The 20,731-nt window shown below is 74.5% G+C and carries 24 protein-coding genes; 18 read left to right on the forward strand and 6 right to left on the reverse strand.

Features of this window, described 5'->3' with window-relative positions; all coding sequences use genetic code 11:
• Window positions 1–414: 414 nt before the first annotated feature.
• Together ACFV1L_RS16890 and ACFV1L_RS16895 are read left to right on the forward strand one after the other, a co-directional pair.
• The gene (locus ACFV1L_RS16890) at window positions 415–1,107 is read left to right on the forward strand and encodes a type 1 glutamine amidotransferase domain-containing protein (protein ID WP_380366542.1); all 693 of its coding nucleotides are present in this window, start codon (window positions 415–417) and stop codon (window positions 1,105–1,107) included.
• 9 nt (window positions 1,108–1,116) lie between these two features.
• On the forward strand, window positions 1,117–1,593 hold the full coding sequence (locus tag ACFV1L_RS16895) for a hypothetical protein (RefSeq protein ID WP_380366544.1): 477 nt from the start codon (window positions 1,117–1,119) through the stop codon (window positions 1,591–1,593).
• 82 nt (window positions 1,594–1,675) lie between these two features.
• Here the strand turns inward: ACFV1L_RS16895 and ACFV1L_RS16900 are convergent, their stop codons facing one another.
• Window positions 1,676–2,359, reverse strand: coding sequence for a transglycosylase SLT domain-containing protein (locus ACFV1L_RS16900; RefSeq protein ID WP_380366545.1), 684 nt, complete (start codon window positions 2,357–2,359; stop codon window positions 1,676–1,678).
• Window positions 2,360–2,934: 575 nt separating this feature from the next.
• Between ACFV1L_RS16900 and ACFV1L_RS16905 the strand changes: the two genes are divergently transcribed.
• Both ACFV1L_RS16905 and ACFV1L_RS16910 read left to right on the forward strand, forming a co-directional pair.
• On the forward strand, window positions 2,935–3,297 hold the full coding sequence (locus ACFV1L_RS16905) for a DUF6542 domain-containing protein (RefSeq protein ID WP_380366546.1): 363 nt from the start codon (window positions 2,935–2,937) through the stop codon (window positions 3,295–3,297).
• Window positions 3,290–4,864, forward strand: coding sequence for an LCP family protein (locus tag ACFV1L_RS16910; RefSeq protein WP_380366547.1), 1,575 nt, complete (start codon window positions 3,290–3,292; stop codon window positions 4,862–4,864). Before ACFV1L_RS16905 ends, ACFV1L_RS16910 begins: the two co-directional genes overlap by 8 nt.
• Window positions 4,865–5,045: 181 nt before the next feature.
• Here ACFV1L_RS16910 and ACFV1L_RS16915 read toward each other — a convergent pair whose 3' ends face one another.
• Both ACFV1L_RS16915 and ACFV1L_RS16920 read right to left on the reverse strand, forming a co-directional pair.
• Window positions 5,046–5,978, reverse strand: a complete 933-nt coding sequence (locus tag ACFV1L_RS16915; protein WP_380366549.1) for a M56 family metallopeptidase — start codon at window positions 5,976–5,978, stop codon at window positions 5,046–5,048.
• Window positions 5,979–5,981: 3 nt separating this feature from the next.
• Entirely contained in the window at window positions 5,982–6,431 is a 450-nt protein-coding gene (locus tag ACFV1L_RS16920; protein ID WP_380366551.1) for a BlaI/MecI/CopY family transcriptional regulator, read from the reverse strand.
• Window positions 6,432–6,683: 252 nt separating this feature from the next.
• Here ACFV1L_RS16920 and ACFV1L_RS16925 point away from each other — a divergent pair, with 252 nt between their 5' ends.
• From ACFV1L_RS16925 to ACFV1L_RS16955, 7 genes are all read left to right on the forward strand, one after another.
• Window positions 6,684–7,385, forward strand: coding sequence for a class I SAM-dependent methyltransferase (locus ACFV1L_RS16925; RefSeq protein ID WP_380366552.1), 702 nt, complete (start codon window positions 6,684–6,686; stop codon window positions 7,383–7,385).
• 113 nt (window positions 7,386–7,498) lie between these two features.
• Window positions 7,499–7,786 carry a hypothetical protein gene (locus ACFV1L_RS16930; RefSeq protein ID WP_380366554.1) on the forward strand — a complete coding sequence of 96 codons (288 nt, stop codon included), beginning with the start codon at window positions 7,499–7,501 and terminating at the stop codon, window positions 7,784–7,786.
• A 293-nt stretch (window positions 7,787–8,079) separates the two neighbouring features.
• Window positions 8,080–8,526 (forward strand): SsgA family sporulation/cell division regulator, encoded by a 447-nt coding sequence (locus ACFV1L_RS16935; protein ID WP_380366555.1) that lies wholly within the window; start codon window positions 8,080–8,082, stop codon window positions 8,524–8,526.
• Between the two features lie 88 nt (window positions 8,527–8,614).
• Window positions 8,615–8,908 (forward strand): hypothetical protein, encoded by a 294-nt coding sequence (locus tag ACFV1L_RS16940; RefSeq protein ID WP_380366556.1) that lies wholly within the window; start codon window positions 8,615–8,617, stop codon window positions 8,906–8,908.
• A gap of 161 nt (window positions 8,909–9,069) precedes the next feature.
• A complete protein-coding gene (locus ACFV1L_RS16945) occupies window positions 9,070–9,231 on the forward strand; it encodes a hypothetical protein (RefSeq protein WP_380366557.1) in 162 nt (53 codons plus the stop codon).
• Window positions 9,228–9,542 carry a hypothetical protein gene (locus tag ACFV1L_RS16950; protein ID WP_380366558.1) on the forward strand — a complete coding sequence of 105 codons (315 nt, stop codon included), beginning with the start codon at window positions 9,228–9,230 and terminating at the stop codon, window positions 9,540–9,542. The genes ACFV1L_RS16945 and ACFV1L_RS16950 overlap by 4 nt, the downstream gene beginning before the upstream one ends.
• 139 nt (window positions 9,543–9,681) lie before the next feature.
• Window positions 9,682–10,143 carry a hypothetical protein gene (locus tag ACFV1L_RS16955; RefSeq protein WP_380366559.1) on the forward strand — a complete coding sequence of 154 codons (462 nt, stop codon included), beginning with the start codon at window positions 9,682–9,684 and terminating at the stop codon, window positions 10,141–10,143.
• A 77-nt stretch (window positions 10,144–10,220) separates the two neighbouring features.
• Here the strand turns inward: ACFV1L_RS16955 and ACFV1L_RS16960 are convergent, their stop codons facing one another.
• Window positions 10,221–11,117, reverse strand: a complete 897-nt coding sequence (locus tag ACFV1L_RS16960; RefSeq protein ID WP_380366560.1) for an aminoglycoside phosphotransferase family protein — start codon at window positions 11,115–11,117, stop codon at window positions 10,221–10,223.
• A 136-nt stretch (window positions 11,118–11,253) separates the two neighbouring features.
• On the opposite strand from ACFV1L_RS16960, the gene ACFV1L_RS16965 reads away from it, so the two are divergent.
• Entirely contained in the window at window positions 11,254–12,000 is a 747-nt protein-coding gene (locus ACFV1L_RS16965) for a phosphotransferase family protein (protein WP_380366562.1), read from the forward strand.
• A gap of 80 nt (window positions 12,001–12,080) precedes the next feature.
• A complete protein-coding gene (locus ACFV1L_RS16970) occupies window positions 12,081–13,076 on the forward strand; it encodes a hypothetical protein (RefSeq protein WP_380366563.1) in 996 nt (331 codons plus the stop codon).
• A 135-nt stretch (window positions 13,077–13,211) separates the two neighbouring features.
• On the opposite strand, the gene ACFV1L_RS16975 is transcribed toward ACFV1L_RS16970, so the two are convergent.
• Window positions 13,212–13,625, reverse strand: coding sequence for an NTP pyrophosphohydrolase (locus tag ACFV1L_RS16975; RefSeq protein ID WP_380366565.1), 414 nt, complete (start codon window positions 13,623–13,625; stop codon window positions 13,212–13,214).
• A 193-nt stretch (window positions 13,626–13,818) separates the two neighbouring features.
• On the opposite strand from ACFV1L_RS16975, the gene ACFV1L_RS16980 reads away from it, so the two are divergent.
• The 3 genes from ACFV1L_RS16980 (at window position 13,819) to ACFV1L_RS16990 (ending at window position 16,442) form a co-directional block, all read left to right on the forward strand.
• Window positions 13,819–14,616 carry an MHYT domain-containing protein gene (locus ACFV1L_RS16980; protein ID WP_380366567.1) on the forward strand — a complete coding sequence of 266 codons (798 nt, stop codon included), beginning with the start codon at window positions 13,819–13,821 and terminating at the stop codon, window positions 14,614–14,616.
• A gap of 134 nt (window positions 14,617–14,750) precedes the next feature.
• A complete protein-coding gene (locus tag ACFV1L_RS16985; protein WP_380366569.1) occupies window positions 14,751–15,752 on the forward strand; it encodes a GlxA family transcriptional regulator in 1,002 nt (333 codons plus the stop codon).
• A 45-nt stretch (window positions 15,753–15,797) separates the two neighbouring features.
• Window positions 15,798–16,442 carry an isochorismatase family protein gene (locus ACFV1L_RS16990; protein WP_380366571.1) on the forward strand — a complete coding sequence of 215 codons (645 nt, stop codon included), beginning with the start codon at window positions 15,798–15,800 and terminating at the stop codon, window positions 16,440–16,442.
• Here the strand turns inward: ACFV1L_RS16990 and ACFV1L_RS16995 are convergent.
• Complete coding sequence (locus ACFV1L_RS16995; RefSeq protein WP_380366573.1) at window positions 16,432–17,763, reverse strand: MFS transporter; 1,332 nt, start codon at window positions 17,761–17,763, stop codon at window positions 16,432–16,434. The genes ACFV1L_RS16990 and ACFV1L_RS16995 overlap by 11 nt on opposite strands.
• Window positions 17,764–18,009: 246 nt before the next feature.
• Between ACFV1L_RS16995 and ACFV1L_RS17000 the strand changes: the two genes are divergently transcribed.
• Together ACFV1L_RS17000 and ACFV1L_RS17005 are read left to right on the forward strand one after the other, a co-directional pair.
• Window positions 18,010–19,914: a hypothetical protein gene (locus ACFV1L_RS17000; RefSeq protein WP_380366575.1), complete on the forward strand. Its 1,905-nt coding sequence runs from the start codon at window positions 18,010–18,012 to the stop codon at window positions 19,912–19,914.
• 8 nt (window positions 19,915–19,922) lie between these two features.
• Window positions 19,923–20,618: a class F sortase gene (locus ACFV1L_RS17005; RefSeq protein WP_380366576.1), complete on the forward strand. Its 696-nt coding sequence runs from the start codon at window positions 19,923–19,925 to the stop codon at window positions 20,616–20,618.
• Window positions 20,619–20,731 lie beyond the last annotated feature (113 nt).

The raw sequence follows: 20,731 nt of genomic DNA on the forward strand, positions 1-20,731 counted from the left end.
CGTCGACCCCTGGCGGCGGGCTCACCGAATGGCGGGCCGCGCACAACCGCAAGCGCAAGCAGAGGCACGGTTCGAGCCACTTCTGCCTGCGTGGCCGGAGCCGTCGTCGGGCCTGCGTCCCGCGGACAACCGGCGCTTGCTGCGGGGCGCCGTGCGCTGTCGGTCATCTTCCGCAGGGGCGAGCGCGACGTCAGCGGTCCCGGCGAACTCGGCTGCGTCGTCGAGCGGACTTCGTCCGGCTCCACCGATTCAAGCGATTCGCCGTCCGCTGGGAGAGACGCCTCGACCGCCGCCCGTGGGTTCATGGTCCGAGCGGGCGGGTGCGGGTGGCGGGCTCCTGCGGAATCGTGGGCCGAGGCAGCGGCTCTGCGGTACGGACGCGGGCCGCGCACCTTCAGACGGGAGTGACCGACGATGGCGAAACTGCTGTTCGTTCTGACCGGAGCCACCTACTGGACGCTCAAGGACGGCACCCGGCACGCCACCGGATACTGGGCCGAGGAGTTCGCGGCCCCGTACAAGGCGATCACGGAGGCCGGCCACCAGGTCGTGGTGGCCACACCGGGCGGGGTGGTTCCCGCCGTCGACATGATGAGCCTGCGCCCCGAGATGGCGGGCGGTGCACAGGCCGCCCTGGAGTTGGAGGCCGTGATCCGTTCCGCGGAGGAGCTCCGGCGGCCGATCCGGCTCTCCGAGGCCCGCCTGGAGGACTACGACGCCGTCTACCTCCCCGGCGGCCACGGCCCGATGGAGGACCTGTGGCTGGACGCCGACGCGGGCCGCCTGTTGACCGCGGCACTCGACTCGGGCAAGCCGCTCGCGGTCGTCTGCCACGCCCCCGCCGCCCTCCTCGCCACCCGGGTCCGCGGCGTCTCCCCCTTCGCCGGCTACCGCGTCACGGCCTTCACCAACGACGAGGAACACGCCGTCGGCCTGGCCCCCAAGGCCCGCTGGCTCCTGGAGGACGAACTGAAGGCCCTCGGTGTCCGCTTCGAGCGCGGCGAGATGTGGAAGCCCTACACCGTCACCGACCGCAACCTGTACACCGGTCAGAATCCCGCCTCGGCCGGTGCCCTGGCGCAGGAACTGCTCAAGGCGCTCCCGTAGGGTGCGGCCATGACGGTGCCTGAACTGATACCCGTCCGGCACGAGCCGGACTACCGGACGGCCACCATCGGGCGGTGGGACGGAGGGCAGTTCTTCGCCGGCGTCAGTGGTGTCTTCGGGGGCCGGGACGGTGACGGCCGGGTCGTGCGGCGGTGGTACTCGGTGCTGCACGAGTTCGATGCGGGCGGTCAGCACCTGGAGTCACGCATCAGGTCGGCGGGAGCGGTCGTCGACGGGCCGGGGAGGACGCGGGTGGTGGAAGCCGCGCAGCGGCTCCTGGAGGAGTGGCTGGACTCGCTGCCCGGCCGGCGGTTCGCCGACATCGCGATCGCGCCCTTCGCCCTGGAGGTCGACGGCACGCTGTTCGGCCTGGTCCGCGAGTGCCACGGGGAGTACCCGGAGGGAGAAGGGCAGGACGACTGGGCCGAGCTCTACCCGCACCGGCTCGGGTTCAGCGCGCCGTGGGACGGAACGTACGACACGTGAGGGGATGCCCTCCGGCACGGCGGCGGGCTCTCCGACTGCTCGTCAATGAGGGCGCGGGCGGCCCGTGCAGGCGGGACGGCGCTCAGGGCTTGAGGGCGTCGGCGGACTTCGACCAGTTGTCGTGGAGGCGGTCGAGGTAGGAGCGGGCCTCCGGGCCGGGGTTGGCGCCGCGGGCGAACGCCAGCATGTTGCCTGCGCCGGTGTTGTAGCCCAGGGCCATCAGCTCGTTCTTGTTGTACGAGCCGGACCACTTGGCGGGGAGCTGGGCACCGAGGTCGTGCAGGTGCCAGGCGGCGGCGCGGACGGCGAGCGCGGGGTCGTCCGGCAGGTCCTCCCACGGGCGGTCGGCGAACGGGCGGCCCCGGCGGCACTCCTCGTACGCGGCGCGGTGCATGTTCGCCACGCCGAACGAGGCCTCGGGCTTCATCTTCTGCCAGGCCCGCTCGACGTCCGGGCCGTGCGGCTTGTAGGACTCGTTGAACAGGATCGCCATCAGCAACTGCGGGTCGACGCCCGCCTCGGCGGCGTACTTGCGCACCTCGGGGGCGAACCGCGGCGGCGAGTAGTCGTTCGAACTGCGCGGCGTGGACGAGGAGTCGGGTGCCGGAGAACCGGCGGCCGGGGCCGCGCCCGAGGCGCCTGCGGAGGCGGACGGCGGGGCTCCGGCGGACGGGGGTGCGGAGTCGTCGCCGCGCTCGTACAGCCAGATGGCGAGGACCGCCAGTGCCAGCACCGCCCACGGCCACTTCCCGCCGCGTTCCGCCACCGCCGGGCCTCCTTCCGTCCGGGCCCGCTGCCGGCCCTCGATCCGTCCCCGGCCGGCGGCCGTGTCCTGCCGACCGTCCGCCGCGTTCTGCCGGGTGTCGCCCGCAGCGGGCGGCCCGCCGCGACGACCTGGAGGTGAGCTTACGTACCCGGAGCGAATTTGTATGCTTCGCTCGAACCTCTACAGAGGTGTAGAGGAACCGGCGGCCGTCCGCCGTGCGTCTGAGAGACCGACGCGGTCGAGGACCGCACCGGCGATGCGGCAGTGGACAAGGGGTGACGATGGCGGGACGAAGGCCGGCCGGCTCGCGCGGCGAGACGCCGTTGCGACGCGGTGACGACACGCGGCAGGCGCCGACGCCGACTCCGCGCCGCACTCCCCATGGCCGCCCCGTCCCCTCGCAGCGCCCCCGACGGCGGCCGGAAAGCGTTTACCGGAGGGGTTCGGAAAGCGCTTACCGGAAGGAGGGGGAGAGCGTTTACCGGGGAGACGGGGAAAGCGCTCACCCCAAGGCGGCGGGGCCGTCGTCGCGGGCGGTCGCCCGGCGCAGGGCTGCGGGCGAGGGGCCGAACCGGATGCCCGCCGTGCTGCCGGCGGTCGGGCTGCCGGTGTTCGGGGCGCTCGCCGACGAGTTGTTCGGTGGGGGCCTCGGCTGGCTGTACCCGACGTGCGCGGTGCTCGGCGCGGCGATGGCCGCGCTGGTCGCCACCCGGCGCGGCTGGTGGTGGATCGTCACCGGGGCGCCCGTCGTCACCTTCGTGGTGGCCTGCGTCGTCGACTACCTCGCGCACGGCGACAGCTACCGGGGAGCCGGACTCGCCACCCAGGGAATCCAGTTGATCGCCGGCCAGTTCTGGCCGATGGTCGCCGCCGTGGCCGCGGCGCTGCTGGCCGTCGCCGTCCGCAACCACCGCGCCCGGAGGTCCCACCATGGCTGAGCAGCGCAGCGCCCGGCGCCCCGGCGGACGCCGGCCCCGTACCGCCCCGCTGGTGGTCGCCGGCCGTACCGCGGCCCTCGGCGTCTCGCTGGCGGTCCTCGCGGCCGGCGGCTTCGCCTGGTACACCGTCAACGACCTGAACGGAGTGACCCGTTCGCACGCCCTGGACGAGGCCAGGAAGAACGCGCCCAAGCACCTCGACAAGTCGATCAACATCCTGCTGATCGGCCTGGACAGCCGGAAGGACATGGACGGCAACGACCTGCCGAAGGAGTTCGTCCAGGACGAACTGCACGCGGGGTCCAGCGAGATCGGCGGCTACAACACCAACTCGCTGATCGTGCTGCACATCCCGCCCAGCGGGAAGGTGCAGGCGGTGTCCGTCCCGCGCGACGACTGGGTGCAGACGTACGGTGCGGACGGCAAGATGCACAAGGTCAAGGAGGCGTACGGGTACGCCAAGGACGCGGCCGAGCAGAAGCTGCGCGCCAAGGGCGTCAAGGGCGCTGAGCTGGAGCACCAGAGCCGGGAGGCCGGCCGCTCGGCCACCATCCAGACCGTGCAGAAGCTGCTCGACATCCCGATCGACCACTTCGCCGAGGTCAACCTGCTCGGCTTCTACGACATCGCCAAGGCCCTGGAGCCGATCACCGTCTGCCTGAACAAGCCCGTCAACGACCCGATCGTGTCCCGGGTCACCGACGACAAGGGCAACGTGACCCGGCCCGGCGGTGGCACCGGTCTTCAACTTCCGGCCGGTGAAAGCCAGTTGAATGCCGCCCAGGCGTTGTCCTTCGTCCGGCAGCGGCACAACCTGACCAACGGCGACCTGGACCGCACCCACCGGCAGCAGGCGTTCATCGCCTCGGTCGAGTACAAGCTCAAGCAGCAGGGCGTGCTGGACGACCTGGGCAAACTGCAGGCGCTGCTCGACGTGGTCAAGAAGGACGTGGTGATAGACGACGACTGGAAGCTCCTCGACTTCGCCCAGCAAGCACCGAACCTGACCGGCGGGAACGTCGAGTTCAACACCCTGCCGATCGACAAGTTCGCCACCATCGGCGGGCAGGAGGTCAACCAGGTCGACCCCGCCAAGCTGCGACGCATCGTCAAGCAGCTGTTCGGCCAGGCGCCCGACGCCGCGCCCGCGACCGGGACGGGGGCGACCGGTGCGCCCGGTGCCGGTCCGGCCGTCGACGCCGGCAGCACCACCGTCGACGTGCAGAACGGCTCGCCGGTCAGCGGCGCGGCGGGGGAGGAGTCCAAGGCACTGGCCGCCCTCGGCTACCGGGCCGGGAAGGCCACCACGGCCGACACCCGCCCGAAGTCCACCACCGTCAAGTACGGGGCCGGCGCCAAGGAAGCCGCCCAGCAGATCGCCGCCCGCTACGGCGCCACCGCCACCGCGTCCACCGCCGTCGCGGCCGGGCACGTCCAGATCGTCCTGGGCGCCGACTACACGGCACCCGCCGCCTCCGGTGCGCCCGCGGCCGATCCCAGCCCCACCGCGACGCTGCAGATGCAGGGCCCGCCGGTCAAGGCCGGGGGAGTCCCCTGCGTGGACTGAGCGGAGGGGCGGCAGCTGCGCCGGCAGGGGCCAGGTCCACCACCCGAGGCAGGACCAGTCCAGGGAACGAACAGTCCGGGGGCAGGAACAGTCCGGGGGCAGGAACAGTCCGGGGGCAGGAACAGGCAGGCCCGCCCGGACGCATCCGCGCGGGCCTGACGGCGGCTCAGGACGGCCGCTGCTACCAGGGCGTGGCGGCCTTCACCAGCAGCAGGAGCGCCACCGCCGCGTTCAGCGCGAACACCGCGGAAGCCGCCGTCCCCACCGCCGCGACCATCGCCGCCAGGCCCGCCGGACTCGCCGGCGGCGGCCAGGACTCGCCCAGCGCCGGACTCAGCAGCGCCGTCACCCGGCGCGGCACCGGACCCGGTGCGGCGAACGAGGCGAACGACGGCACCGGGCCGGCCGAACGCGTGACCAGCGCCGCCCGGGCCACCGCCCGCGCCGTCAGCCGGCGATCACCCACCGAACCCGCCGCCTCCTCGTCCGCCCAACGCTCCGTCGCGTAGCCGACCGCCCGCTGCAACGGACGCAGGAACGGATTCACGCAGCTGGCCAACTGCGCGGCCAGCAGGAAACGGTGGTGACGGTTCAACAGGTGCGAACGCTCGTGCGCCAGCAGCGCCCGCTGCTCGTCCGCGTCCAGGCTGTCCATCATCGCCGTCGACACCACCACCCGGCCCGGCACCCCCGGCACCGCGTACGCGTACGGCTCCGGATCCGGCAGCACCACCAGGTCCGAGTCCAACGGCATCGGCGCCAGCGCCCGTTGCGCCCGCGCCCGGATCCGCAGATGGCGGCGCAAGGACCGCGAACACGCCGTCAGCACCGTCACCAGACCCACCACCGCGGCCGTGCCCACCTCCTCGTGGAACGGCACCGCCGTCCGGATCTCCGGATCCGACCAGCTGTCCGGCAGCGGGTTGCCCGGGATCTGCGCGGTGCCCACCACGAACAGCAGACCCAGCGCCAACGTGCTGCACACCGCCATCGTCACGCCGATCCACGACAACAGCCGCACCGCGTTGCGCGGATACAGATGGTGCTCCGCCAGGCGCGCGATCGGCCACGACGTCAACGGCAGCACCAGCGGAAGAAAGACGAAGAATCCCATGCCTCAGCGCCCGCCGCCCCGGCCCGCGCCGTCCTGCGGCGGGTCCGTCGCGTTCAGCAGCGACCGCAGCACCTGCTCGTCCTCCGGCGTCAGCGCCGTCACGAAACTCGCCAGCACCGCGTCCCGGTCCGGCTCGGTGTCCAGCAGCCGGCGCATCCGACGGGCCGTCAGGCCCGCCGCGTCCGCCGCCGCCGACCACACGTAGGCCCGGCCCACCCGGCTGCGCACCACCGCCTGCTTCGCCAGCAGCCGCGACAGGATCGTCATCACCGTCGTGTACGCCAGCTCGCCGCCCAGCTGCTCCTGCACCCACGACGCCGTCACCGGACCCGGCGCACCGTGCAGCACCGTCAACACCTCGGTCGCCAGCTCGCCCTGCCCGCGGCGACGACGGCCGCCCTCCTCGCCGTCACCGGACTCGCCGCTGTCCGGCTCGGGGCCCGCCAACTCCATCGGAGACTCCCTCCGCCGCGGCCGCCCCGCGCTCGACTCGAACTGTTCCCCTCCATCCTAGGGGCCGCCGCAGCCGGGCCCCAGGGCAGGGGAAGCGGCCGCCGAAGCCACCGCGAGGACGACCGGGAAAGCGCTTACCCACCACCGCGCCACGCCCGCGCACACCGGCCCGGAGCCGCCGACCGGGCGGGGACGGGGAGCCGGCTGGGACGGGGAACCGCCGGGAAGGGACGGGTGCGCTACCGTCCCCCGGTGAACAGTGAACCCACCGCTGCCGCGGACGCCGGCCTGCTGGCCATGGAGAGCACCGCCGGATACGCCGACGCCGCGGAGGCGCTGGCCGAGCAGTACGAGAGCGTCACGTTCGCGGAGGTCCACCGCGAGGTGCTGCACCTCTTCCCGACCGGGCCCGCCACCGTCCTCGACATCGGCGCCGGCAGCGGACGCGACGCCGCCGCGCTCGCCGCCGCCGGCCACCGCGTCACCGCCGTCGAACCCACCGCCCCGCTGCGCGAACTCGGCCGCGCCCGGCACGCCCGGCACCCCGTCGACTGGGTGGACGACGCCCTGCCGGACCTGCCCTCGCTCACCGGCCGCTACGACCTGATCCTGCTCACCGCGGTCTGGATGCACCTGGACGCCGGGCAGCGCGCCGCCGCGATGGCCACGCTGGCCCGACTGCTGGCCGACGGCGGCCGGATCGTCCTCTCGCTGCGCCACGGCCCGGTGCCGGCCGGCCGCCGGATGTTCCCCGTCGACGCGGCCGAGACCGTCGCCCTCGCCCGGTCCCACGGACTCGCGCCGCTGCACCTCGCCCACCGCGAGGACCCGCACGCCCGGGCCGGCGTCAGCTGGACCTACCTCGCGCTGCACGCCGGCCCGGACGGGGCTGCCGAGGAGGCGTCAGCGTCCGCTCCCCGGACGGCGGACGGGGCCTGGCCGTCGATCCCGTGAGCAGGTCGTAAGGTGGGAGGCGCCCGGCGCCCGGCGGGTCGACCGCGCGGCGTCGGCACCCATCACCGGCACGGCCGACACGGCCGAGCACCGAGGGAAGGACGACCTGCGCCATGGCAGCTGACATCCGGGTGGAGCCCCTGGGCGACCGCGAGTACCTGGTCCGGGTCGAGGAGGGGGCGGCGAAGGTCTCCACCCGCGTCCGGGTCACCGACACGGTGCTCGACCGGACCGGCCTCCCGGAGGCCGAGGAGAGCCGCGTCGTGCACGAGACGGTGGCGATCCTGATCGAGCGTCAGCCGGTCATCGACGTCCCCCCGATGATCGACCTGGACGACCTCGCCGACGCCTACGGCGACAGCTACCTGGAGGAGTTGGAACGCCGCGTCGGCGGTCGCTGAGCAGGAACGGAGCACGGCCGGGGCTGCCGCCCGGCGCACCGGCCGTCCGTCCGCCCCGCCCCGGCCCGCACCCCGGGGCCGCGTCGGGGCAAGCGTTCGAGGCGGGGGTCGGGCGGGAGTTCGGGTGTCACCGATCGGGCCCGGCGTCGTTCTCCTGGCGTGCACGTTCGACAGGCGCTGCGGCGCGCAGCAGGTAGCCGCACAGCAAGTGAAGAATCGTTTCTGCCGCTGGCCGGGGGAGCGCGAGCCGTCCGGACGGCCGGGGGTGGCAGGTGAGGCCGTACGACGAATCGGTGCCTCCGCAACGGGGCAGCTCCACCCGGCTGACGGTCTACCTGGTGTTGGAGGTGATCGTCGCGCCCGACCTGGTGGTGCCCGTCGCCGCCCGCCTGCGCTACGACGCCGACGACCCCTACACCGTCCACCTCGACAACCACATCGACCTGCCCGAGCCCGTCACCTGGGCGCTCTCCCGGGAGACCCTGCTGGCCGGGCTGACCGGCCCGGCCGGAATCGGCGACCTGTCCGTCTGCCCCGGCACCGACCCCGAGGACGGCAGCGTCTTCCTCTCCCTGCGCGGCGAGGACGACGGCGCCGCGCTGCTGCGCCTGCCGGCCGGAGCGCTCACCGCGTTCCTGTGCCTGTCGGAGTGCGTCGTCCCGGTCGGCTGCGAACCCGAACACGTGAACCTGGACGCGCTGGTCCGCCGGCTGCTGGCCGAGGGCGAGCCGCCGGTGTGAGGCGGTCGGCGTGCGGCGGGCGGAGTGTCCGGCTCCACCGGGATTGCGGGATTTGCGTCGATACGGGCAGCTCGCGCAGTCTCTACGCATGAGCACACCCGTGTACCGGGGCCCCGCCCTGCTGCTGGCCGACGGACTGGAGATCCCGGTCCAGGCCGACCTGACCGGAAACGTCCCCGAACTCGGCCTGCCCGGCTGGACCGGCGTGCTGGAGAGCGGGGACACCCGGTTCAGCGCCGGCAGCGTCCGCAACGGGCGGCTGCGGCTCCCCGGCGGCTGGGAGGGCGGGTTCGCGGTGATGCGCCGGATGCTCGGCGTCTCCACGGTGTGGGTGCGCGGCAACGACGTCGAGGCGTCCCCGGCGGACTGGCCCGCGTCCTGACGGCTGCTCAGGCGGCGTGCGGGGGCGCGCGGGAGGAGCGGGGCCGGTGCCGTGCGCGCGGTCGGTGCGCCGCCGGGCACAGCACATCCGAGTGGTCTGACGGCGAACCGCTGTCGCTCAGAGGGGTCGGCGCGCTACGGTCTGTGCCTTGGAGGTGGCCGATGACTGAGCAGCAGACCTGCCCGGGCTGCGGCGGGGCACGAGGCACTGAGAAGACCGAGCACTCGGTCGAGACCGACGGGCAGGGGCACCAGCAGCCCGTACGACGGACCTTCTGGTCGCCGTGCTCGGTGTGCGCGGGCTCGGGGGTGCTGCACCGATGAGGCTGGTCTTCGTCTGTCAGAGCTGTGGCTGCCACTACCTGGTGCCGCCCGCCCTGCGCTACCCGGACGGCGGCCGGGCCAGCGCGGTCTGGTGCTCCGTCTGCCAGCTGGCCGCCGCGCACCGCGGCGCGTCCGAGCCCACCGAACTCGCCGCCGTGGCCGTCCTGTTGGCCGTCCGCGCGCTCAAGGCGGCGCTCGCCGCCCGGGCCACCCGCGAGCAGCCGCGCCGGGCCGACCGTCGCCCGACCCGTCCCACCGTCACCTCCCGCGGCCGCACCCGCCCGGCCGGGGCCCGCGCCCGCCTGGCCTGACGCAGCCTTCCCGGCCGCGCAGTCGCCGGTTGACGGGCGGTCAGGTCGGTCCGCTCCGAGCCGCGCGCGGCCGGCGGCTTCGGCGTATCGTCGCCGCCATGGCCAAGGTGCCGTGCGACGTCAGGGGCGAGGGGCGGCTGTGGACCGACGGAAGCTGATCGGGGTTGGGCTGGCGGCCGTGCCCGTCTGGTGGGGCCTGCGGCAACTGGCCACCGGTGCGCCGAGTGGTCGGCACACCGACGCCGGGCCGCTGGAGCAGGCGTTTCCCCTACTGGGCCCGCTCACCGACGCCACGTGGGTGAGCAGTCGGGACAACGACGACCGGGGTACGCCGTCGCCGGAGCTGGCCGTCTCGGGATTCGCCCGGCTCTCCTCCGGGAAGCTCGACCGGCTGACGGAGTCGCACGGCTTCGTCCCCGCGGACAGCCCCGACGAGTTCTCCAGCTGGTTCGAGAAGCCGCTCAAGGGCCGAGGGCCGAAGAACCCGCAGTGGATCCGGTCCGACGAGCTCGACAGCGAGGCCGACGGCCGCTCCCTCAGGCTGTGGTTCGACCGGCGCACTGACACCGTCCGCTTCCGGGCCGTCAACCCGTACGGCTGACGACTCGGTCCGGCGGGGGCCGGACCCCTCGGTGGCCCGGCCGCCGGAGCGCCGAGCCCGCGCCGGCCGACGGGGCGTCAGAGGCCTTCGAGCACACGGTCGAGGGCCGACCGGCCGATCGGGCCCCAGTGGGGCTTGCCGCCGGGCAGGCCGCGGTCACCGCTCAGGCCCATCAGCAGCAGGAACAGGCTCTTCATCGCGGCGAGTCCGCGGGCACGGCGGACCGACGCCTCGTCGGCCCGGGCGTAGCAGTCGAAGAAGCGGGAGGCGCCGCCCGCGGGGAGAAGCAGCCAGGCGGCCGCGAGGTCCCAGGCCGGGTCGCCGGCGAAGAGGGCGCCGAAGTCGACGACGCCCGCCAGGGTCCCGTCCGCGACGACGACGTTCGCGGGGTGCAGGTCGCCGTGCACCCACAGCGGCGGACCCGCCCAGGCCGGGGCCGTCACCGCGTCGTTCCAGACCTCGCGGATGTCGTCGGTGAGGTCGGCGGGTGCGGCGGACCGGAGGAAGTGCTCGAAGCCGTCCCGGCAGTCCTTCGGGTGCGCGCCGAAGTCCGAGGCGGGCGGCGCGTCGGCGGGGGCCTCGACGTGCAGGGCGCGGAGGAATCCCGCCAGCGCCTCGGCCGCGTGCCCGCCGCGGGCGATCGAGCCGTGGTCGAGAGGCGTGCCCTCGACCCAGGTCATGACGGTCCAGATCTTCGGGAAGCGGGCGGAGGGCGCACCGCTGCGCACGGGCACGGGGATCGGCAGGGGCAGCCGGGGGGCGAGGACCGGCAGCCACCGGCGCTCCTTGAGTTGCAGGTCGGGGCCGGTGTCCATGCGCTGCATGCGGACCGCCAACTCGTCGCCGAGGCGCCACATCCGGTTGCCCCAGCCGCCGTCCACCTCGCGGACGGGCAGTCCGGCGAGGTCCGGGTGCTGTTCGCGGAGCAGGTCGCGGACCAGATCCGCGTCGATCTCGGTCTCGGAGTCGATCACGGGACGTCACGCTACTCGAGGCGGGCGGCGACGGCCCGACCGTTCGGGGAATCCGCCTCCTCGGTCGAACTTCCGGACCGACCGGCCGGGTTGAGGGTGCAGCGCTCGGGGCGCACGGCGGGGATACTGGTCGGCCATGGATGAGGTCGAAGTCGTCGTCGCCCACTCCGAGCGGGCGACCCTGCGCGTCGGCGACGTGTTCCTGAAGGTGGACGCCGACCAGGCGCGCATCGACGTCGAGGTCGAGGCGATGTCCCTGGCACCCGTCCCGACCCCGCGGGTGCTGTGGCGCAAGCCGCCCGTGCTCGCCCTCGCCGCGGTTCCCGGGACGACGCTCGGGCGCCTCGGCGGCCCGGTGACCGGCTCCCCGGCGGCGTGGGCCGCCGCAGGGGCCGCCATCCGGACGCTGCACGACGCACCGCTGCCGCCCCGGCGCGGCCGGGCCGGGCGGAGCAGCGCCGCGCTGGCGGCCGAACTCGACGAGGAGTGCGAGCAGTTGGTGCGGACCGGCATCCTGCCCGCCGACCTGGTCGCCCGCAGCCGGCGGATCGCCGAGGCCGCCCTCCGGCCGTGGACGCCGGCATTCACCCACGGCGACCTGCAGATCGCCCACCTCTTCGTCGACGGCGACAAGGTCACCGGCATCATCGACTGGTCCGAGGCGGGGCAGGGCGACGCCCTCTACGACCTCGCCACCTTCGTACTCGGCCACCAGGAACACCTCGCCGACCTGCTCGCCGGCTACGGCACCGCCGTCGACCTCGACGTGATCCGGGCCTGGTGGTCATTGCGCAGCCTGCTCGCCGTCCGCTGGCTGCTGGAACACGGCTTCGACGCCTTCGCCCCGGGCTGCGAGGTCGACGTCCTGCGCTCGCTGACCTGACACCGCGCCGTCCGACGGCCGATCACTCCTGCGCTAGACTCCGCGCCTTCGAATGCTGTCGGTGAACCGGAGGCCGAGCCGTGGACGACGACCTCTGGGCCGACTGGCCGGAAGGGCAGGTCGGCACGGACAGCGACGTGCGGACCGTCGTGGCCGCCATGGCACGGGAGGTCAAGGACGGGTTCCGGTACGAGGCCGTCCCCTGGCAGCGGTTCCCGCACTTCTACGGCCCGGGCGAGGAGATCCCCGGGCTCCTCGCGGCGCTCGGCTCCGAGGAGGCGGACGCCGCCGACAAGGCGCTCGGGCAGCTCTGGGACAGGCTGCACCACCAGGGCGGCACGATCGCGGTGGGAGCACTGGCCGTGCCGTTCCTGCTCCGGACCGCGGCGGCCGGGCAGCCCGGCCTCCGGGCCCGGATCCTCCGCCTGGTCGCCGAGATCGGCCGGTGCCAGCACATGGGGGACGGATCGCGGGAAGGCCTGCTCCGGGTCGCCGAGGAGCCGTTGACGATCGAGGGCAGCACGATGTGCCCGGTGGACTGGACGATCCAGGCCGCCCGCCGGGCCGTCACCGAGGACCTGCACCTGCTGCTCCCGCTGCTCTCCGACCCGGACCCCGAGGTCCGCGCCATGACCGCCTACGTCCTGGCGGCGGCGACCGGCGAGCCCTCGGACGTCACCTCGGCCCTGCGGCTCCGGCTGGGGCGGGAGGAGGACGCGGTGGTCCGGGTGAGCCTGGTCCTGGCGATCGCCCAACTCGCCCGCGAGCACGGGGACGACCGCGCTCCCGGGTGGGCCCGGGAACTCTGGTCGGATCCGGGGCAGCCGACCGAGGTCCGGATCGGGGCCGGACTGGCCTGGCTGTGCCTGGTCGCCGACCCCGCCCCGGACGAGCTCCGGGCCCTCCTGGCGGATCCCGGCATCCGCCAGTACGACGACCTGCTCCAGCCGGTGCCGTGGCTCGCCTGGGTCGACTTCACCGGCCCCGGCCTGCGCAGGTGCCTCGGCGAGATGCTCCCGGCGGACGTCCCCGCGGCGCCGGCCGACGATCCGTGGAGTGACGGGGCGTCGGGCTGAGACGGCCGAGGAGGCGGTCCCGGCGCCCGGCCGCGGCGGTGGTCGCCGCCGTGGCGCGCGAGGCCGGCCGCGAGGACGCGTTCCCGCTCGGCGCCGGCTCCGGGGCGCACCGGTGGTCCGCGTCCTGAGGGAGCGTCAGCGGGCGGTGGGGCGGCGGACGGTGCGCGGGCCCAGGGGAGTGGCGCCGAGGGCGGTGACGCGGTCGCGGAGGCCGCGGTCGGCGGTGACGACCAGGCGGCGGCGCGACGGCCCGGCAGCGGCGACGAGTTCGACGATGCGGTCGTCGCCGCTGCCGGCGGCGGACTCCACCCGCACCTCGGGCAGCGAGGCCACCCCGCGGGCCGCGCCCTCCACCACCAGAACGACCGTCAGCGGTCCGGGTACGTCCGGGAGTCCGGTGCGGGCGACGTCCGCCAGCGCGTCGCGCAGCCGTTCCGCCGCCCCGCGCCGGTCGCGCCACCAGCCGTCGGGGACCGAACCGACGACGTTCGCGCCGTCCACGATCAGCAGCGGCGGCAGCTCGGCCCGGTCCGCGGTGTCGTCCTCCATGAGCGTCAAGACTGCCATGCCGCAGCCGGAGTGCGGCCCGGGGCGCCGCTGGATGTGGAGATGGCGCACGGAAGGAAAAGGCGGAGTAAAGGCCGCGCGTGCGCAGTGGTACGGACCAGTGGTTACCGGACGGTATTCTCCTTTCTGGCAATCTCGCACGAGCATTTCGTATTTCCGATCGGACCCCCCTCCCATGAATCACGGCACCATGGCCCACCTCGACGGCTTCCAGTACGGGTGGGTGAACCCGGTGGCCGCGTACCTGATCGCGTGCGCGGGAGCGGCCATCGGACTGCGGTGCACCGCCCGGGCCATGACGCTCCCGCCGCGCAGGCGGGCCGGCTGGCTGGCGCTGGCGGCCGGGGCGTTCGGCTGCGGAATCTGGTCGATGCACTTCATCGCGATGCTCGGATTCATGGTGGACGCCTCCACCCTGGTCTACGACATTCCGCTGACGCTGCTCAGCCTGCTGGTCGCCGTCGTCGTGGTCGGCCTCGGCGTCGGCTACGTCGGCTACCGGGGGCGCGGCACCGGCACCCTGCTGGTCAGCGGCGTGCTGACCGGCTGCGGCGTCGCGGTGATGCACTACCTCGGGATGGCCGCCATGCAGGTCGAGGGCAAGGTCTCCTACGACTCCGCACTGGTGGTCGCCTCGGTCGCGATCGCGATCGCCGCGGCCACGGCCGCGCTCTGGATGACGCTGAACGTCAAGGGCCTCGGGGCGGCGCTCGGCGCCGCTCTGATCGCCGGCGTCGCGGTGGTCGCCATGCACTACACGGCGATGGCCGCCGTCACCGTCACCCTGGACGGCCGGCCCCGCGGCACCGGCGTCCCGGCCTCCCAGTTCGCGCTGCCGGTGGCCGTCGGCATCGTGGTGGTGCTCGCCGTCGCCGGCCTGGCGATCGCGTTCTCCCCGCAGGACCCCGAACCCGGCGAGGGCCCGGCCGTCGAGCCGATCCGGGTCGACCTGTTCGGCCAGGAACGCCGCTGACCCCGCGCCCCCGCACCCCGGCGGGGGCCGGCCCCGCCCGGGGGCGTTCGACGTCTCGGCGGTGCGCGGCCATGGCCGGATCTGACGGAAGTCCGTCATTGCGGACGTCCCGGCCGGCACCGGAGGATGGGGCCATGCCCACCAGCCAGCCGAGCCGCCGCATCGTCATCGCGGTCTTCCCGGACGTCGACCTGCTCGACGTGACCGGCCCCGCCGAGGTGTTCGCGCTGGCCAACCGGGAGACCGGCGGCCGGGCGGGCTACCGGGTGGAGCTCGCCGGGCCGACCGCCGGGCCGGTCCGCACCGCGGCGGGCGTCCGACTGCTCGCCGACCTGACGTTCGACCAGGTGGCCGGACTGGTGGACACCCTGCTGGTGCCCGGCGCCGTGGAACCGGGCCCGGACGGGTTCCGGGCCCGGATCGACCCCGAGGTGGTGGAGTGGGTGCGCACCGCCGCGCCCTCCGCCCGCCGGGTGGCCTCGGTCTGCGTCGGCGCCCACCTGCTGGCCGCCGCCGGACTGCTCGACGGCCGCACCGCCACCACCCACTGGTCCACCGCCGCCCAACTGGCCGCCGACCACCCCGCGGTGACCGTCGACCCGGACCCGATCTTCGTCCGCTCCGGCCGGATCTGGACCGGCGCCGGCATCAGCGCCTGCATGGACCTGGCCCTCGCCCTGGTCGCCGACGACCACGGCGAGGAGCTGGCCCTCGCGGTCGCCCGACACCTCGTCATGTACCTCAAGCGGCAGGGCGGCCAGAGCCAGTTCTCCGTCCCGCTCAGCAGCCCGCCCACCGCCCGGCGCGACCTCGACGACCTGCGCCTGCACATCGCCGAACACCTCGACGGCGACCTGTCCGCCGCCGCGCTCGCCGCCCGGATGTGCCTCAGCGAACGGCACTTCGCCCGGGTCTTCCGGCAGGAGACCGGCAGCACCCCCGCCGCCTACGTCGAGGCCGCCCGGGTCGAAGCCGCCCGGCGCCTGCTGGAGAGCACCGACCAGCCCCTCGACCGGATCGCCGCGGCCTGCGGACTCGGCTCCGTCGAGACCCTGCACCGCGCCCTGCGCCGCCGCCTGGGCACCACGCCCGCCGCGTACCGGCGGCGCTTCCGCACCGCCACGACCACCGGCTGACACCCCGTCGGTCCGGTCCCGCCCCCGCAGAGAGAGTGATCTGGCATGTCCATGACTATTACCCCACCCCCCGGCGCCTCCGCGCCGTCCGCCACGCTGCGCCGCGTCATCGGCCTGGACGACACCCCGCCCCGGCTGGCCGACGCCACACTGGTGCTGATCGACTACCAGAACACCTACCGCCGGGGCGTGATGGCCCTGGACGGCGCCGAGCAGGCGCTCGCCGCCGCCGCCCGGCTGCTGGCCGCCGCCCGGGCCGCCGGGACGCCGGTGGTGCACGTGGTCAACGACGGCGGACCCGGCACGCCCTACGACATCCGGGCCGAGATCGGGGCGATCAGCGCCGAACTCGCCCCGGCCGACGGCGAACCGGTGGTGGTGAAGACCTTCCCGGACGCCTTCCACGCCACCGAACTGGCGCAGGTGCTGACCGGACTCGGGGCCGGACCGGAGCGACCCGACCTGGTGATCGCCGGATTCATGACGCACATGTGCGTCGCCTTCACCGCACAGGGCGCGTTCCGGAACGGCTACCGGCCGACCGTGGTCGCCGAGGCGAGCGCCACCCGGGCCCTGCCCGGCCCGGACGGCGGCGTGCTGCCCGCGGCCGTGCTGCACGCCGCCGCGCTCGCCACCGTCGGCGACCTGTTCGGCACGGTGGTCGGGACGGTGGACGAACTCAGCAGGTAGAGGTAGAGGTGGAGGGCGCCGGCAGCCCGGCGGGGGCCGGCCCCGGGCCGGGCGCGGCCAGCCGGGCCGCGCTGAAGTGCCGCTGGGCGTAGGCCGCGACGGTGGTTGCCAGGCCCAGGGCGAGCCAGCCCAGCGGGCCGGTCGACAGCACCGCGCCGGTCAGCAGCAGCGGGCCCGCCGCCTTCTCGGTGGACTGGGCCATGCCGGCCACCCCGAGGTACTCGGGGCGGGCCCGCTCCGGGGCCAGCGCGACCGACAGCTCCCAGGACACCACCGAGCGCAGCAGTTCGGCGAAGGTCACCAGCACCGCGGACGCCAGCAGCAGCACCGAGGCGAGCACCGGCCCCGGGCCGTGCGCGGCGGCCGCCGCCGCGCAGCAGCCCAGTACCGCGAAGCCGTACAGCGGTGCGGCGCGCACCGCCTGACGGGCCGTCCGGACCCGGGCGGAGACCCGCAGTTGGGCGACCACCACCAGTACCGTGTTGATCGCCAGGAAGGCCGGGACCAGGGCGTGCGGTGCGCCGGTGGCGTGGATCAGCCACAGCGGCAGCCCGACGTTGAGGATCGCGTCGTCGACGGTCAGCGCGCAGTCCAGCGCCACGAAGCGCAGGTAGCCGCCGTCCCGCCACGGGCTCGGCCGGGGTCCGTCGGCCGCGTCCGGCGCCTGCCGGTCGGACCCGGCGACCACCCGGCCCCGGCGCCCCGGCTCCCGGATCCCCGCCACCAGCGCAGCCGACAGCAGGAACGAGCCGACGTCGGCGAGCAGCAGCGCCCGGTACGCGGTCGCCGTGCCCACCGCGAGGCCGATCGCGGCCAGGCCGGCGCCCGCCGCGTAGCCGGCGTTCATCGCCGTCCGGGACAGCGCCCGGTACACCGAACGGCGGTCGCCCGCCACGTCGGTGGCGAACAGCATCTCCATCGCGCGCGCCGCCCGGTCGCCCAGCGCGGTGACCGCGACCAGGCCGAGCAGTGCGGCGAACGAGGAGCAGAGCAGCACCGCCGCGAGCGCGACCGCCCGCACCAGGTGGCACCCGATCAGCACCGGCCGGCTGCCGAAGGACGCGGCCAGCCGTCCGGCGAGCGGCGATCCGGCGATCCCGGCCACCGAGGCGATGCCGAGCAGCAGTCCGACCCGACCGGCCGTCAGGTGCTCCACCTCGGTGAAGTACAGCACGCACGCCGCCGCCCAGACCCCCGAGCCGGTCCGGTCGGTGAACACCGTCAGCAGCATGGTCCGCCCGGCCGCCCCGCCGGGCGGGCGGCGCAGCTGGGCCAGCAGCCCGGGCTCACCGCCGTCGCGTTCCCTGTTCCGCCCCGTCATCCTCGCCACCCCGTTCCCACCGCCCTGCGCCGGGGCAGCGCGGTGTCCAGCCGTCGTTCATCCGTACCGGGAGCACTCTGCCGGAGAAGTCTCTCGATATCAAGATGCTTGATGTCGAGAGGCTGATGCACCGGTCGGCCCGGTGTCCGGTGAACGGGTGATCGGCCGTCAGGGCCCTTGGCCGCCCGGTGTGTTGGCGGGCGGGTCCGATGGTTCGAGCCCTAACCTCCGGGGGGAGGTAGTCAGATGATCAGAGCGTCACATTCCGGCACGACGGCGGGGCCCCCGCCCCGGGACGCCCGGCGGCGGTGGTCCGGTCCGGTCCACTGGCTGGGGGCGGCCGCGGTGGCGGGCTCGTCGCTGTGGGCGGCGTCCCCCGCCGCCGCGGCGACCCTGGACATCCGCACCGTCTGCACGGCCTCGACCACCTCCGGCACGACGATCACGCTGACCGGGGACTGCACCACGACGGACAACCTCACCGTCCCGGACGGGTTCACCCTGGACGGCGCCGGCCACACCATCACCGCCACCGACCGGTCCGCCGCCGATCCGCTGCTGGGCCCGGTGGTGGGCAACGCCCCCGGCGCCACCACGATGACCATCGCGAACCTGACCGTGCAGGGCGACTACCTGCCCCGGAGACCCGACGACGCCACCACCAACGCGGCGTACTTCGGAATCAGGTTCCTGTCCGCGTCGGGCTCGGTGTCGAACGTGACGGTCACCGGCATCACCCGGCACCAGACCTACAACGTCGGCCAGGGCATCCTGGTGGACGCCACCGCCGGAGGCCCGCAGACCGTCACGGTCACCGACGTCCGCGTCTCGGACTTCCAGAAGAACGGGCTGACCGCCAACGGCGCCGCGACCATGAACGTCACCGGCTCCCTGCTCGGACCGCCGGACACCACCGTCCCGCTTCCCCCGCCGCCGGCCACCGGCAACATCGCGCAGAACTCGGTGCAGTACTTCAACTCCGGCGGCACCTTCACCCACAACACCGTGGTCACGTACACGGCCGACAACCCGGTCAGCAGCTCCACCGGCATGCTGCTGTTCACCGCCAACCACCTGACGGTCGACCACAACACGATCACCGGGCCGAACGGCGCCGACATCGGGATCAACGTCACCGGCGGCACCGACATCACCCTCTCCCACAACGACCTCGCCCGGTCGCCCCTCGCGCCGCCGCTGCGCGACTTCTGGGGGTACGGCGCGGCGGGCTACTCCGGCGCCGCCGCGACCACCACGCTGATCTGCAACACCTTCTCCGGGTGGAACCAGAACCTGTTCGGCGGACTCACCCAGCCGCCGTGCATCATCACCGAGCGCCTGCACGACGGGACCGTCGGCGTCGCCTACACGGACGTGATCGAGGCGACCACCGAGAACCCGAACCCGCAGCTCACCTGGACCGTGGCCGGCGGCGCCCTGCCGCCGGGGCTGACGCTGAACCCGGACGGGACGGTCACCGGCACGCCCACCGCCGCCGGCAGCCACACCTTCACCGCCCGGGTCTCCGACCCCGTCGACGGCGCCGCGACCCGCGAGTACACCATCGTCGTCGGCGGGGCGGCCCCCGGGCTGTCGGTCGCGAAGACGGCCGCCGCCACCGACGCCGCAGGCCGGCCGACCGCCGAACTCGCCGCCGCCGGCGACCTGGTGACGTACGCCGTCGACGTGCACAACACCGGCAACGTGCCGCTGACCGCACTCGCGATCGACGACAGCGGGTTCTCCGGCACCGGAACGCTCGGCCCGCTCAGCTGCGCGCCCACCGCACCGGGCGGCACCCTCGCCCCGGGGGCGTCCACCCACTGCACCGCGACGTACACCGTCACCGCGGCCGACCTCGCCGCCGGCGGCGCGCTGCGCAACACCGTCACCGCCTCCGGCGTGCTGCCCGACGGGGGCACGCTCACCTCCGAACCCGCCGCCGCCGAACTGCCGGTCGCCGCACCGACACCCCGGCCCACCCGGTCGCCGGGGCACGGCCGCCCCGGAGGCCCGTCGGTGGACACCGGCGGCTCGCTGGCCGGCCCGGGCACCTCGCCCCTGGAGTGGCCGTACGCCGGCGCGGCGACGCTGCTGGTCGCCGTCACCGGACTGGGCGCCGTCGCCCTCCGGCACCGGAGGCGCTCCTGAAGCAGCGGTTGGGGAATCCCGCCCCGGGCGCCGGCCGGCGGCGGCGCCCCGGCCGGTCGGCGCTGCCGCTGGCCGGGGCCGTGCTGGCCGGCGCCGCGCTGCTGGGCCGCCACGCCCTCGCCCCGCACGGAGCGGCACCGGCCCCGGGGCCGGTGGCGGGTCTGGACATGGACGGACGGCCGGTCCGACTCGACCCGGGCGCGGGGCTGTCGGCGCAGCAGAAGCGGGCGCAGGACGCCGCGCCGGACGGGGAGGGCCGGTTCGTCGTCCCCTCGGTCGGGCTCGACGTGCCGCTGGGATCGATGAACGAGGTCGCCGGGTCGGTGGTGCCGCCCGGCTTCACCTCCGCCTACCGCATCGCCAACCTCGGCACCCCGACCGCGCCCGGGACGGGCACCGTGTACGTGGCGATGCACTCCCTGCGGTGGGGCGCGGTCGGCCCCGGCAACTACCTGTTCGCGCTGGACACCGGCGCCTCCAGGGTCGCACCCGGCGCGGTCGTCATGGTCGGCGGCGACCGCTACACGGTCGACGGGGCCACCACCGTCCCGAAGGCCGAACTGCCGGACGCGGCCGAGATCTGGGCCGACGTCCCCGGCCGGCTGGTGGTGGTCACCTGCCTGGAGAGGCCCGACAACGCCCCCGCGGTCGACAACTTCGTCGTCACGGCCCACCTGGAGCCGCCGGGAGACGGCCCGGGGTGACGCCGCCGCGCGGCCGGAGGCGGCGTCAGTTCCCTTGCCCCCGAGGCGAATTGAGTTGTAGGCGGACTATATGATCGGCCCCGCCCGATCATGACGGACCGTGCCGGGGAGTC

This window comes from Kitasatospora sp. NPDC059646 (genome assembly GCF_042734615.1).
Lineage (GTDB): Bacteria > Actinomycetota > Actinomycetes > Streptomycetales > Streptomycetaceae > Kitasatospora.